At 53.9% G+C, this 12,639-nt stretch carries 14 protein-coding genes; 4 read left to right on the top strand and 10 right to left on the bottom strand.

The window, feature by feature from the left end; translation table 11 throughout:
• Window positions 1-102 precede the first annotated feature (102 nt).
• The 4 genes from ACR0LZ_RS04415 to ACR0LZ_RS04400 form a co-directional block, all read right to left on the bottom strand.
• Window positions 103-921, bottom strand: coding sequence for a class I SAM-dependent methyltransferase (locus tag ACR0LZ_RS04415; RefSeq protein ID WP_480748566.1), 819 nt, complete (start codon window positions 919-921; stop codon window positions 103-105).
• Between the two features lie 222 nt (window positions 922-1,143).
• Window positions 1,144-2,544: an alpha/beta fold hydrolase gene (locus ACR0LZ_RS04410; protein ID WP_480748565.1), complete on the bottom strand. Its 1,401-nt coding sequence runs from the start codon at window positions 2,542-2,544 to the stop codon at window positions 1,144-1,146.
• A gap of 303 nt (window positions 2,545-2,847) precedes the next feature.
• Complete coding sequence (locus tag ACR0LZ_RS04405) at window positions 2,848-4,293, bottom strand: DUF1254 domain-containing protein (protein ID WP_480748564.1); 1,446 nt, start codon at window positions 4,291-4,293, stop codon at window positions 2,848-2,850.
• Between the two features lie 104 nt (window positions 4,294-4,397).
• Complete coding sequence (locus ACR0LZ_RS04400; RefSeq protein ID WP_480748563.1) at window positions 4,398-5,819, bottom strand: DUF1214 domain-containing protein; 1,422 nt, start codon at window positions 5,817-5,819, stop codon at window positions 4,398-4,400.
• Between the two features lie 169 nt (window positions 5,820-5,988).
• On the opposite strand from ACR0LZ_RS04400, the gene ACR0LZ_RS04395 reads away from it, so the two are divergent.
• Window positions 5,989-7,014, top strand: coding sequence for an AraC family transcriptional regulator (locus ACR0LZ_RS04395; RefSeq protein WP_480748562.1), 1,026 nt, complete (start codon window positions 5,989-5,991; stop codon window positions 7,012-7,014).
• A 456-nt stretch (window positions 7,015-7,470) separates the two neighbouring features.
• Here the strand turns inward: ACR0LZ_RS04395 and ACR0LZ_RS04390 are convergent, their stop codons facing one another.
• Entirely contained in the window at window positions 7,471-7,830 is a 360-nt protein-coding gene (locus ACR0LZ_RS04390; RefSeq protein WP_480748561.1) for a MaoC/PaaZ C-terminal domain-containing protein, read from the bottom strand.
• A 69-nt stretch (window positions 7,831-7,899) separates the two neighbouring features.
• The gene (locus ACR0LZ_RS04385; RefSeq protein WP_480748560.1) at window positions 7,900-8,532 is read right to left on the bottom strand and encodes a glutathione S-transferase family protein; all 633 of its coding nucleotides are present in this window, start codon (window positions 8,530-8,532) and stop codon (window positions 7,900-7,902) included.
• A 145-nt stretch (window positions 8,533-8,677) separates the two neighbouring features.
• Between ACR0LZ_RS04385 and ACR0LZ_RS04380 the strand changes: the two genes are divergently transcribed.
• Window positions 8,678-9,619 (top strand): LysR substrate-binding domain-containing protein, encoded by a 942-nt coding sequence (locus tag ACR0LZ_RS04380; protein WP_480748559.1) that lies wholly within the window; start codon window positions 8,678-8,680, stop codon window positions 9,617-9,619.
• 110 nt (window positions 9,620-9,729) lie between these two features.
• Here ACR0LZ_RS04380 and ACR0LZ_RS04375 read toward each other — a convergent pair whose 3' ends face one another.
• Together ACR0LZ_RS04375 and ACR0LZ_RS04370 are read right to left on the bottom strand one after the other, a co-directional pair.
• Entirely contained in the window at window positions 9,730-10,299 is a 570-nt protein-coding gene (locus ACR0LZ_RS04375; protein WP_480748558.1) for an NAD(P)H oxidoreductase, read from the bottom strand.
• A gap of 195 nt (window positions 10,300-10,494) precedes the next feature.
• Window positions 10,495-10,701, bottom strand: coding sequence for a cold-shock protein (locus tag ACR0LZ_RS04370; RefSeq protein ID WP_224825428.1), 207 nt, complete (start codon window positions 10,699-10,701; stop codon window positions 10,495-10,497).
• 256 nt (window positions 10,702-10,957) lie between these two features.
• Between ACR0LZ_RS04370 and ACR0LZ_RS04365 the strand changes: the two genes are divergently transcribed.
• Window positions 10,958-11,092 (top strand): hypothetical protein, encoded by a 135-nt coding sequence (locus ACR0LZ_RS04365; RefSeq protein ID WP_480748557.1) that lies wholly within the window; start codon window positions 10,958-10,960, stop codon window positions 11,090-11,092.
• A 54-nt stretch (window positions 11,093-11,146) separates the two neighbouring features.
• On the opposite strand, the gene ACR0LZ_RS04360 is transcribed toward ACR0LZ_RS04365, so the two are convergent.
• Window positions 11,147-11,383 (bottom strand): hypothetical protein, encoded by a 237-nt coding sequence (locus ACR0LZ_RS04360; protein ID WP_480748556.1) that lies wholly within the window; start codon window positions 11,381-11,383, stop codon window positions 11,147-11,149.
• Between the two features lie 149 nt (window positions 11,384-11,532).
• On the opposite strand from ACR0LZ_RS04360, the gene ACR0LZ_RS04355 reads away from it, so the two are divergent.
• On the top strand, window positions 11,533-12,264 hold the full coding sequence (locus tag ACR0LZ_RS04355; RefSeq protein ID WP_480748555.1) for a Crp/Fnr family transcriptional regulator: 732 nt from the start codon (window positions 11,533-11,535) through the stop codon (window positions 12,262-12,264).
• Between the two features lie 54 nt (window positions 12,265-12,318).
• Here ACR0LZ_RS04355 and ACR0LZ_RS04350 read toward each other — a convergent pair whose 3' ends face one another.
• Complete coding sequence (locus ACR0LZ_RS04350; RefSeq protein WP_480748554.1) at window positions 12,319-12,519, bottom strand: hypothetical protein; 201 nt, start codon at window positions 12,517-12,519, stop codon at window positions 12,319-12,321.
• Between the last annotated feature and the right edge of the window lie 120 nt (window positions 12,520-12,639).

The following is a 12,639-nucleotide window of genomic DNA, read 5'->3' as shown; positions in this document are numbered from 1 at the left end:
CATCAAAATCGGGAAAAAAACAATTATCAGCGCTCATTCTGGGGCATTGAGCCAAAAAACAGACATGATGCGTGGGACAAGCCCACTGCTGCCTGATTTGGTTTACCGAGCACGCGCTACGATCAAGGATGCCGGAATTTGAGCCCGCCATTTGTCACCGTGGATGAAGCGTTCACTGACTTTTTCGGCCACCGCAGCTTTGATTGCTGCATTGTTCACCTCTGGCTGCTGAGACAGCAAGTATCCACCGCGAGGCGCTCCGTTCTGGAAAATCTCCGCCAAGCTTTCTGGAGCATCCAACATCCAGAAACAATCGACTTGGTGCTGGTTCTCCACGTCGAAACCCGCGTTTGACAAGATCGACTTTGCCATTTCCTCGTTTGCAAACTGGTGAAAATTCGGACTGTCGGGCATTTTCACGGAAACATGTCCGTGTTCCTGCACGCTGCTATAAAAAACTTGGAAGACAGGGGAGATATCTGGGCCACACCAAGACGTCATAATGAACTGACCCTTTGGTTTCAGAACCCTGCGAATTTCCGAGAGCGCTTTTGGTTGATCGGGCACGTGCATTAAACCGAAACTGCAGACGACACAGTCAAAGCGCCCGTCCTCGAAAGGTAGATCTTGTGCATCGGCTTCAACAAAGTCTCCTGCAGGAAACCTCTTGCGTGCATGTGAGAGCATCTGTTCGGAAAAATCTGCCCCCGTTACCGAATACCCAGATTGGGCAAGAGCCTCTGTAACATTACCTTGCCCGCAGCAGAGGTCGAGAACCCTATCGGTACTTTTGATACTGGACACAATGGAAGGAATTGCCATGTCACTCGCTTCAGAGAACATGTTTACGTAGCCGGATGAAATCGTATCGTCAGACCAGCCTTTCGTTTCTAGTTCCGCAAAGCCCTCGTACGTCGTCATTTTGACCGCTCCGATATCATTTGAACTCTGAGATTTTAGCACAACAGGTCGAGTTCAGCCAAAGGACACCCTGAACATGGGGGCTAGATCGGAATCAATTTTGCCGCCTGCCGCATTTCGTCAGCCTCTGAGGGTCTAAACGGTTTATGGTCCGGTCTGGCGGCAGTATCCGCCATTTCCGTTTCAAACCCGGCACCTGAACTCGAGCAAGTTTGTCTGCTGTCAACTAGCCCGGCACTGTTTCAGAAACCGCTCAATCTCGGCATTCATCAAAGGCCAGCATGGGTCATTCGCAGAAGGTATGTGGCTAGAGCTTTCGTATGTCACAAACCGAGCCTCAGGTAGGAGAGATGCCATCAGCCGTCCTTGCTCAACTGGGTGCATTCGGTCGCCATCGCAGTGCAGGACAAGGCAAGGAGCTTGAATATCCGGGAGAATATCGGTCACGTCTATTTCATCGATAACCTTACGGTAGCTGCTAACCACTTCAGGTGTTACCATGTCGCGCATTGCCTCTGCGAATTGACGACGATCTTCGACACTGGCCTGTGGCACAATCATGTCAGCCATCATGTCGCGAAGTGAAGGATAGTCGTCATCCCATCCAACCTTCATCATCGTCTGCATGGCACTTGCTTTCTCCTGATCCCTTTTTACAGGACGTTTGGATCGGCCAAGCGGGAACCCTCCGACCATCACAATACCCGAGATCCTCTCCGGAAAACGCGCTGCAAAAGCAGCTGCCACCGCACATCCTTGGGACATACCAAGAATGGGGGCTCTCTCGACCTCGGCAGCATCAAAGACAGCCCGCAAATCCTCAATCATTGTATCGAAAGAAATGTCGGGTATCTCTCGATCAGAAAGGCCATTCCCGCGTGCATCAAAACGAATGAACTTGTGTGTGTTCGAAATTGAGGTGATGAAATGTGCTAGGTGTGGAAGACGAAAATCCATATCTAACCGACTAATCCAAGCAGGTGCCCGCACCACTGGAGAGCCCTCTCCGACGGCTGTCCAAGCCAGCATTACGCCGTCACTACTTTTAGCGAAGCGAATGTCATGCCCCCTTTCGACGTTCAATGCTTCCGGTGCTGAACCAACCTGATTTAACACGATCGACAAGATCTGCAGCGGGTGTTCGATATTCTTGAACCGATGGGTCCCCTCATTTTGAAACTGAACTGGAAGACCACTCCCGGCTAGGTCTGTCACAAGCTTCGAAACAAAAACCCCGCCTTCGGGTGCTGCTGCCTCAAGCCTTGCCGCTACATTGACGGCTTCGCCAAAGATATCTCCTTCTGAAACAGTGACGTCTCCAGCATGAATACCCATCCGAAGCCACAGCCGCTCCGTATCGTCATAGAGAGCGGGTACCGAGCTCATTTGTTTCTGGATTTCTGTTGCACAGAGAACCGCTTCCCTTGCAGACCCAAACTCCACGATGGCACCATCCCCCATGAGTTTTACAACGCGCCCACTTTGCGCCTTCACTGTAGGTCTAATAGTTGTGCGAAATAACACATCGAGCGCGTGCAGCAGCTCATCTCTTCCTTTTTGCATCAAGCGGCTGTAGCCGACCACGTCCATTGCCAAAATGCTAGAAAGTCTGCGTTGCGCCATCGCTCGCCTCCTGTCACGATCCAAATGATCGTATTCTTTTCCAATAGCAGTGCAAACGGCTATTCTGGGCTCCGAGCCGCCGAATGCTCGTGCAGCAGGTTTCCCCGAGATGGTGCAACAGAACCGGTCATTGGCAATTTGGAGCAAGCCATTGATCTTCGGTTGTCTCCTTCAAAGCGCGGTCGTTCGAGTCTCAGGAGCCGATGTTCGATCCAAAGGCAGCGAATACGGGCAAGGAGCCCAGAGCCGACAGATTGAAATCGCGACCTTCGCTCATGCAGCATCCTGAACGCTTCGGTTACTTCAGTCGATTAATTCAATGTCGGCAATCGGCCACTTGCGCTCAAAGTAAGCATCTGTGGGAGCATAGAGCCTGAGATAGGCAAACCAGGCGCGATTGGGCGCCGTCGGGATCCAGTTTCCTTCCTTGCCCTCGGGCGCTTCGGGGCCGAACCAGATTTCGGTAGATCCGTCTTCACTAACGACGAGGTCTTGGTTGCGGGACGAACGATCCGCCCGCTGCTGATCATTTCTTACGAGGGTCCGGGTGTCCGCGTCATAGGCCGTGATGGACCAAAATTGCTCCGCTGGAACCTCGGGCGGCACGATCAGGCGGTAAGTCTTGCCCCCATCAAGCGTTCGTCCCTCACTATCGCGATACGCGCCAAGATAGGCCTGGCCGATGCCCGAAACCTGTGTGACCATTCCGTCTGAGGTCAACATTGCTTCGTAGGTATAGGCTGCCCGCTCATCCAACTGGCTCCACCCATCGATGTCTTGGCTGGGCGTAACTTGGATGACAACGTCCCACTTGGCGTCTTCACGATAAAGCGCTCCGTTGAAACGTTTGGAGAAGGCTGTTGCACGTGCTGCGGCTTCACCAAAAAGAGCAGCGTCCCGCAGGATTTTGGCCTGACGCTCATTCGGCTCGAAGGGTAGTCCCAATTCGATGCCGAGCGGGCGCAGCATCGCCATAAAAAATCGATCTCGCTCGGCGACGGGTTCGCGCTGCAGGATCGCGTGCAGACGCTTCCAATAATCGAGGCTACGCGGCTGGATGTGAAGGGCGAGGTCCACGTCCTCCTTTGGAGCCAGAAAGTTCGTTTCCGGCGGGTGGAATCTACTTGCATATGGGTAGACCCTGACACCCGATTTGATCTTAGTAGCAAGTTCCGGGTCCGTCTCTAGGATCCGGTACATGAAGATGATGTTGTTTGTCTTGGAGCGCAGCGTGAAATCGGCCTGAGGCTCGGAAACCATTTGTTCCGGACCAGTCACGAGATAGCGCGCACCCATAGCTTTATCCGGACCGCTTTGGCCAAGATCGGCCACCGGACGTTGCCATGCATCGTTGATCATGCCTGCGCCGGCGCCTTCCGGAAGCTCGATGACTATCGGTCCTGTCGTCGTCAGATCGGCAAAGCCGATAAGGTAGGGTGTCGATACATTCGCTGTGAGCCAGACGCCAACGCTGCGGTATCCTTCATAAGTTACCAGATCACCGTCCAAGGCCCCTGTGTTCCGCATCTGGTTCACTCGCGCTTCCTCGAATGCGACGATTGGCAAAGCCCAGAGGTAGGCTTGGACGGCCCGCTGGAAATCGAGAATCTCATAGATTGTTTCGACGGTGTCCGTGGTCGGTTGGCCCAACTCGAAGGTTAGCACGCCGCGGCGTGTCTCCAGCGTTCCAGAACCGGTCAGGGGTTCTGGATCTACATACTGCGCGAAGGTCGCGGAAGGGGCCGCCATGGCTATGACTCCCGCGAGTAAAATTGAAAGAAAAGAGTCGGGTTTGATATTGACCTCCTCGGTGTCCTTTGTTTCTTCGTCTTTTTGGGGCGCCGTTGCGAAGGTTATTCGAGGCGTTCGATGTCGTTCATCTGGAAGCTCTTGTTGAAGAGCGCAGGCTCTGGTCCATAGAATCGGCTTAGCAGGAAGTACCGCCGGTCAGGGTTGGTTTGCAGCCAGTTCGCTTCATTTCCTTCGGATGGTGTCGGACCGAGATAGATGTCGATGCTGCCGTCATTGTTGTAGGCGACGCTGTCCATTGTGCTGTCGATTGTGTTGCGCGGTATGTCCCGAACGAATGCTGCCGTTTCGAGATCATATGTCGTGATGGACCAAAAATCCCGAACAGGAACATTGGATGGAACGGTGAGCTTGTATTGGCGGTCCCCAAACAGCCAATCACCGCTCGGGTCCTCAGCGAGATCGAGGTAGAAGGTCGCAGAGCCATAGTTTTTGGCGCTGGAAATTACCCCGTAGTAGGTCGTTCCATTGCGAATATAGTCCGCGTGAGTCGGGTACTCCCATGAAAACTCGGTCTCAACAGCCCCCTCGGGCACGATCGTCGACCAATTTTTATCATTATAGAAAGGCCGATTAAATGTGCGGTGGTAAGAGAATATTAGATATTCAAGCGCCTCGGGTCCGGCCTTATCGAACACGGCCTGCATCTCTGCAGTCGGTGTAAATGGCTGCCCTTTTTCGATGCCAAGATGGGTTAGCATGCCCATCATCGTCATGTTACGTTCTTCTACCGGTTCCTCCTGCAACAGTTCGTGGATCTCTGCATAGATAGTCCCATCCAGAATCGGCGTCATCTCGAGCAACTTGCCTGCCAGATCAACATATTGCGTTTCTGCGGCCTTACCGGCAGTTGCAAGCGGGTAGATCTTGATCTGTTTTGTGTATTCGGTCGCTTTAGCAAGGTTTTCAGGGCTGGCACTCTCGATGATCGGGCGCAGAATGCCAAAGCCGTTGTTCGTGCGCTGGGTATAGACGTAGGCATTAGGAAGCAATGGCCCTTCATACCCCTGGGGAAGGATCAGGTATTTTCCGCCGCGGCCCTTATCGCGCCCAGATGCACCTACATCATCCATTGGGCGCTGCCACGCATCCATGATCGTGCCAAATACACCTACCCCCGGCACGGCCGGCGGGATCTCGACGACAATCGGACCCTCTTCAAGGTTCCAGTAGAAATTGATGTATGGCGTTGTGTTGTTTGGCGTCGCAGTCTGGAATTTCCAGTCCTGCACCTCTGAGAAGTAGCCGATGTCATTCGGGCCGACCCCGGCATCTGCCAAGGCGTCCCGGAATTTTTTAAAGTTCATTATCGGCATTGCCCAGACAACCGCCTCAATTGCGCGGTGGTGCAGCATGCGATCTGCAAGGGACAGCTCTTCAGCCAAACTCTTTATCGGCACGATCACTGTAGTAAAAGCCATGGCTAGGCAAATGAATGCCCCGTGGAATTGTGTCAGAAACCTCATTGAACTCCCCCGTCTAGCTGCAGCGCACGCCATTAACACGTGTCTGTCTCGGACGCCCGATTTCCAAACATCGTAATGCCTAGTTCTCTATGAAAAAACTTCGTTCGCTTGTCATTTTCGGACAGCCAAGTATGCTTTTCTCAAGTTTTTCTGCCCAGCGAGGAGTGGAATGGCATCTGAAGTTCCGATGATTTCTGCCCTGACCCTTAGCGGTATGCCGCAGTTCATCGAGGCAGAAATTGGATCGCGCGCGCTCAAATCGGCCCATAGCATCACCGGCCTTCCCACAGGCGTGATGGATGTTGAAGACGCATATATTCCGGAAGCGGCGCTGTCAGGCTTCATCTCTGAAGCGGCCCGTGCAGCCGGAGACGGCATGCTGGGCTTGCGAATGATACCGTACCTGTCTGTTGCATCCTACGGCACGTGGGGACAGTACTTGTTGGAGGCTCAGACACTTGGTGAGTGTCTCGAACGCCTTGAACAAGTAATTGGATTGCATGCCTCGTACAGAACTTGGACGGTGAGTGCTGAGGGGGCATTAATCTGGATACGATACAAGTTTCTTGTTGATCGAAACGCACATTACGAAAATCTCGCCTATTGCGGTGTCGGTGTATTGTGCAACATAGTTCGGCACTTCATCGGGTCCGATTGGAAACCTTGTGCATTGGAATTGGACGTGCCGAAACCCACCCAGATTTCTGATTTTGAAGATGCCTTTGCCTGCCCTATTGCCTTCGGCTGCAATTCGATTGGAATTGCGTTTAAGCAAGACGAACTGTTGTCGCGAAATCCGGTTGCGGCTTCCTCTGCAGCGGTTTCGCTTGCCGAAGTTTTCCGTTCGCGATCTTCAGCGATACCGAAAAAAGTTCCCGATGCAGTATCAGAAATCATCCGGCTTCAAATCCGAAAAGGAAAAGTAGACATGGATGCCGCGTCAAGATCTATGAACCTTAGTGTGCGCCGATTGCGTCGAGCTCTAGACAGAGAAGGCACTTCTTTTCGTAAAATCGCGCGGAAAATTCGGACTGATTTGGCGAAGGAGCTCATTTTAGGTACCTCACTGCCACTATCTGTAATCGCCGAGGAAGTAGGCTATGCAAATCCATCGCTGTTCACCCGTGCGTTTGCACGTGATGTAGGACATAGCCCTTCGAGCTACAGAAGTTCGCTTAAACATTCACTAAAATAACGAGATAACAAGGCGCCGTCTGTCCGCATGCAAGACATCAGGCGGGCGCGCAGTAGCAAATTTTGCTGCATCAGCATCAGGCGGCTTGGTCCGCATCTTCTCAGTTCGGTGCCGGCGCAGCGAATGACGGCAACGGATTCGACGGTTGATGGTTCCGGTCAATGACTGGTCTGGGGAAGCTCGCTGCGCTGATGGTCTCGCGTCGCTGCAGTCGCGAAGACCAGTCGCGGATTTCAATGATCGCGCCCGCTGCGGCTGCACGGGTCTCCTTGGTCCGCGGAGCTGTCGTAGGTGAAACAAGCTTTGAGTGACCGGATAAGGTGAACTCACCTATTTCCGTCGCGCCATCACATGGTCCATGGTCAAGCTTAGCACCTCGTCATCGTCCTGGTTGTACGTACGGTAGCGGAATCTGACCGTTCCCCGGTCGGGCTTCGAACGCGACGGTGTGAGCACCTAGACCGTTACGCGTGCGTGCAATGTGTCGCCGGGAAACACCGCAGCGAGCCATCGCACTTCGTCCATGCCATGCCCGCCTAAGTTGGTACCATTCAGCACACCAGTGTCACGAAACAACCGAAAAGTGAGCGCGATGGTTTGAAAGCCACTGGCGATGAGGCCGCCAAATATCGACTCTGTTGCCGCAACCTTGTTCACGTGGAAGGGTTGCGGATCGTGCGTAAGCGCGAAGTCAATAATCGCGCCTTCTGTGAGTGTGATCCCGCCGCTTTCGAAGGTATCTCCAACCGACAGATCGTCGAAGTATTTGCCGCTAATCATTCCAAGAGGGTAGGCTAATGGAGAGGCGTCCGTCAATGAGACCTCTTTTGTATTGTCCGCAATGCAGCTATGGGAACAAACCAGAGCGATTTACCGCTTGTATATTCAAGTCGGCGGCGGTGCATGTGTCTCCATTGCGGCCTTGTAGGAACTGCTTTCACTCACAGATTGACACAGCGCGTCGAGCTTGGGCCGTGAACCAAACAGAGACTGTTTGTTGGCGTGCCACTCGGTCAGCATTGTGACGTAAAAATCCAGTGCTGTCAGACCGCTCGCCATGAAGTAGGGATCACCCGCAATCGCACCCTCCGTTACATCGAAAAAGGCGTTGTAGTCGACTGCCGCTTTTGCGCCGACCTCCTCGATCGCACTGCTGCTGTTCGCATAGCGCTCAGGGTGCCCGAGGCGTGCGGCAGTCATGTAGCCTGAGGTCGTCATGACATTCAGCCAAAAAAGAAACTCGCCACGATTATCATCGCCGGGCGCTGGAGTGACCCCGGTCTCAGGGTACATCTCGCCCAGTAGCGTAACAATCGCTGCAGTCTCTCCAATCGTCTTGCCATCCGCGCATCTAAGAGCCGGTATGCGCCCGGTTGGGTTTAGGCGCAGAAAATCTGCGGCGCGATGTGCGTCAGCGCCCATGTCCACGTAGTGTAGTCGATAATCCGCACCAATTTCTTCAAGGGCTGCCTGTACCACAATCGAGCCTGCCAGATACTCCCAATAAAGCGTGAACATGCCTCGTCTTCCCCATGGTCCCGTTTTCGTGGTGACAGCCTGCGCCACAGTACTCAGTATGGATGGGTATGATTGCTTTGCACGCGTGATTTCATTTTGCTGCGCTAAAGGAAACCTTTAGGCTGTTGGCATGCATCTTTCTCATTTGAATGCGTTGCGCGCTCTGGACGCTACATTGCGGCATGGGAGCTTTTCCCTGGCCGCCAACGAACTTGGAATTACGCCGGCTGCGGTTGGGCAAAGGGTCCGGTCTCTAGAACTTTACCTCGGCAAAAGTCTGTTCGTTCGCTCCAGCTCGGGCATCGAGCCAACTGAGGATGCGTTGCGGGTTCGGGAATTATTAGAAGACGGCTTTGCAAGGCTTGCGCAGGCGTATGAACAACTGAAACCGAACGATGCGGCTGGCCGTCTACGCATTACCCTGCCAGAGTCGTTTTCGGAAAACTGGCTGTCACCAATGCTTGCGGAATTCCAACAGCAGTACCCGGATACGGACTTACACTTGGACCCATCCAATCGCGATATCGACTTGGTGAGAGAAGACTATGATCTTGCGATCAGATACGGTCCCACCCGCGACACTGAATTGGAAGAACGCGCGCTGTTCGGTGATTTTGTTGCCCCAGTATGCTCGCCCACCTTTGCAGACCAGCAAGGGCTAGGTCCGGATGTGCGATCACTAAAGGGTGTACCTCTCATCCACGTCACCAATCGCACCAAGGACCCGGGATGGCTTGACTTCCAAGCCTGGGGCGAGGCCTTCGGGTTTGACCCCAGTTATCTAAACCATGGTGTACGCATCTCGAAAACAGGCTCAGGGCTTCAAGCGACGGCAGCGGGTCAGGGGTTGGCGCTTTGCGGGATTGTGGAGGCATTTCATGCGTTGAAAGCTGGATCGCTCATTCTGCCATTCGGACCGTCAATGATATGCCAGACCAAATACGCCTATCGTCTCCTATGGGCGCGATCCCGGGCGAACTCAGAACTGCGGGCGCTCTTCGTCGAATGGATTGCAAACAGATCAGATGGTTTCGTCAGTGAGTTGGAGGCATACCTCGCTTTCCAAGGCTCGGGGGCGTCCCGCTAGAGTGCTCGTCTATTGCCGCATGTTATCTGCACTACGGTGCTCAAAAACGAGGTTGGAGCCAGCACTATCCGGCCAAAGAATTAACGGAAGTCATGATGTCCAAAATCAACTCAGTCTGCGAAAGTACGCCCTAGAGTTCTCGCCTTCACCAGAAGCGCCTGCCTTTCGTCGTCGCCTTCCAAGGTATCGTGAAGGAGTTCCAGTCTGGCGTTCGTGATGCCGCAGAAGTTCATCACTCCGACGACCAACTGCGTCTCCATAGCAGTTGTATAGCCGCGCTTCTTGAACGACGCGGACCCAGTTGCTGCGAGACCAACCAACAGTGCTCGGTCAAGCGTTAGCTTTTTGTTTCCGTAAGCCCAATCGGCATTCCAGACCCTGTCGATCCAACCCTTGGTCATCGCAGGCACTGACCACCACCAAACTGGGAAGATGAAGGCAACCGCATCGTTTCTCTCCACACGGGCCTGTTCGCGTTGCACGGCTTCGGTATAGGATTGCGCTCCGCCACTAAGGTTTGGCTCATCTTCAACGGGCATGCGGGGATCAAATCGCTCAGCATGCAAGTCCGCGATCTCAGGAATGTTCCCGCTTTCCTCTAAGCCTAACACGAACTGATCAAGCACAGCGCCTGACAGCGATTTCCGTCGCGGATGATCGAAGACGACTAAGACATTCATGACGGCCCTTCCGCGTTACCAATTCCGCATCATAACACAAGAAGGTCGTTCGAGCTGACGAGTGCGAGCTGAAGCATCGTGATCGGGCGGCCCAGGCAGCAACGGCTGGCACAGATACATGCTTCCAAACACAGTTGCTGAAAGTGTGTTCAGGCGGGCGATGGGGCGCCCCAAAGGAGTGCCCATTTGTAAAGATCAGGCAAGCGCGATGTTGGTTGCGCTTTCGCGGCCGTCGCGGCCGGCCTCGACGTCGAAGGTCACCTTCTGATCGTCGTTCAGGGTGGTCATGCCCGACTTCTCGAGTGCGGAGATGTGCAGAAATACATCTTTCCCACCTGTCTCAGGGGCAATAAAGCCAAATCCTTTGGTGGTGTTGAACCATTTCACTGTGCCATTGGCCATGTGAATTTTCCTTACTTTATCGCTGCCCACAACATGCGGCAGCCCGGCTTCTCACGACAGTGTCGAGCGCTGCGAGCCAGTGAAGGAAAACAGAGGGTCGAATGGAGGTCAGTAGCCCATAAAACGTGGTGGCTGCCGGGGAGGATTACAAGGTGCACTCAGTGCTTTGGCCAATGTTCCCTTTGCCAAGAGAGCATTGATCCACTATGGATCACAAGCTGCCGGATACCCTGGCAGCCAGAAAAGGAAAGCCAGAATGTCGTTTAACGACTTGGCGAAGAAAGAGGCCGCCGACAAAAAGGCCTCGCAAGAAAAAGATACGAAGTCGCAGATTGCAACCAAACGACCTCCTGAAGCAAAGACCGAGCCGACCGACCCAAAAACGGGTTGACCAACGCAACTGAGAGTATGGGCTTCACTCATTTCCAGCGTAAGAGGGTTGGCGTTACGAGCGTCTCGAAAGGTTGCCGCCAACGATGATTTCATTGATCAGTTTGGCGGTCGCGGTATGCAATTTTCGCTCGGCCTCTGGGCCTTGGGCATTCTCGTGGAGCGCTGCCGCATCGCGGAGAATGCCGACAAATTCGCGTTCCGGCAGCAGATTGCGTTCATGCAGGGCAAGTAGGAGGGCTTCGCAAATCGACAAGGCTGCCATGCCTGCGGGGTCTCGTTGGTCTGACATCGGGCATTCCACTTTCGTTCGTTGTATAACGACCGGGTTGGGTCTTGATCGTCACAACCTCGCAAAGAGTTTGGTATCCCGTACTGATCGAAAGCAGTCTCGGCGCCGAATTCTTCCATGAGTACGCGCCGGTTCGGGAGGGACCGATAATGAACATCAAAGCCAGTCCACTCACCCAAAAGCTCTCCGCGTTTGTTGCACTGTCGGAGACTGAGCTGGCCGTTCTTGAGCGTTTGCATCAGCGGAGGAAATCTTTCGCTGCAGGTCGCGACTTGGTTCATCAGGGTCAATCCGAACAAGCTGCTTACATCTTGGCGGAGGGCTGGGTCGTTTCTTACAAGATCCAGGCTGACGGGTCGCGGCAGATTGTTGATTTCCAGATACCGGGGGATTTTCTGGGGCTGAGAAGCGTTCTTTTGCACACATCCGATCATGGCATTGAGCCAATCGTTGATATCGAAGCCGCAGAAGTTCTGGTGAGCGATCTTCTGCAAGCCTTCGCAGAAACGCCCCGGCTGGCTACGGCTATTCTCTGGGCCGTATCGCGGGATGAGGCGATGGTCGTCGAACATCTTGTTAGTCTAGGGAGGCGCGATGCTGATGCGCGCATGGCGCATTTCCTGCTGGAACTTGGCGTGAGACTATCGCTAGTCGGTAAGGGAAGCAGGGAAGGTTATGCCTGCCCGCTCACGCAATACCATCTGGCGGATGCGTTGGGGTTAAGCGCCATCCACGTCAACCGCGTCCTTCGCAAACTCCGCGAAGGCGGGCTCGTCACGTTTCAAGGCGGGCGTGTCACGTTCGATGACTACGAGGGGCTGGTTGCGTTGGCGGATTTCGATCCGGCCTATCTCGATCAGTCGAGGCCTCTCTTGCCGTAAAAAAGCCGCCCTAAGTTTGGGCGGCCCTGTCGTCTTTTCACAGGCATACCGACATTACATCAGTGCGCGGCTCGCTTGCTTGAGCTCGTTGTGGGCCTCTTCGTCGTTTTCGGCTTCATGGGCCTTTTCAGCGGCCTGATAGTGCTTCAGCGCTGCGACCTTTTTGGGGCCTTCGGGCGCCTTGTCCCAGACAGCCTTGACCGAGGCCATGTGTTTCACGGTCTGGTTTTCCGCAGTTTGGTTTTTTTCACTCATGGAATTGTCCTTTCATGGACGTTCCGAGAAATAAGAAGCGCGCCGACATGCCGACCTATTGGGGTTCGGCAAGCCCACACGCTTCTCAGGTACTCGGAAAAAATGCCCTACCAAATACTC

Source organism: Ruegeria sp. CI1 (genome assembly GCF_056536925.1).
Note: the sequence above shows the minus strand (reverse complement) of the source record. Positions and strands in the feature narration are given on the sequence as shown.

Coding starts and splice junctions, on each gene's coding strand:
- ACR0LZ_RS04375 (WP_480748558.1), bottom strand. CDS start 10,299: ATGAATGTCTTAGTCGTCTTCGATCATCCGCGACGGAAATCGCTGTCA.
- ACR0LZ_RS04415 (WP_480748566.1), bottom strand. CDS start 921: ATGACGACGTACGAGGGCTTTGCGGAACTAGAAACGAAAGGCTGGTCT.
- ACR0LZ_RS04400 (WP_480748563.1), bottom strand. CDS start 5,819: ATGAGGTTTCTGACACAATTCCACGGGGCATTCATTTGCCTAGCCATG.
- ACR0LZ_RS04405 (WP_480748564.1), bottom strand. CDS start 4,293: ATGGCGGCCCCTTCCGCGACCTTCGCGCAGTATGTAGATCCAGAACCC.
- ACR0LZ_RS04365 (WP_480748557.1), top strand. CDS start 10,958: ATGTCGTTTAACGACTTGGCGAAGAAAGAGGCCGCCGACAAAAAGGCC.
- ACR0LZ_RS04350 (WP_480748554.1), bottom strand. CDS start 12,519: ATGAGTGAAAAAAACCAAACTGCGGAAAACCAGACCGTGAAACACATG.
- ACR0LZ_RS04395 (WP_480748562.1), top strand. CDS start 5,989: ATGGCATCTGAAGTTCCGATGATTTCTGCCCTGACCCTTAGCGGTATG.
- ACR0LZ_RS04355 (WP_480748555.1), top strand. CDS start 11,533: ATGAACATCAAAGCCAGTCCACTCACCCAAAAGCTCTCCGCGTTTGTT.
- ACR0LZ_RS04370 (WP_224825428.1), bottom strand. CDS start 10,701: ATGGCCAATGGCACAGTGAAATGGTTCAACACCACCAAAGGATTTGGC.
- ACR0LZ_RS04410 (WP_480748565.1), bottom strand. CDS start 2,544: ATGGCGCAACGCAGACTTTCTAGCATTTTGGCAATGGACGTGGTCGGC.
- ACR0LZ_RS04385 (WP_480748560.1), bottom strand. CDS start 8,532: ATGTTCACGCTTTATTGGGAGTATCTGGCAGGCTCGATTGTGGTACAG.
- ACR0LZ_RS04360 (WP_480748556.1), bottom strand. CDS start 11,383: ATGTCAGACCAACGAGACCCCGCAGGCATGGCAGCCTTGTCGATTTGC.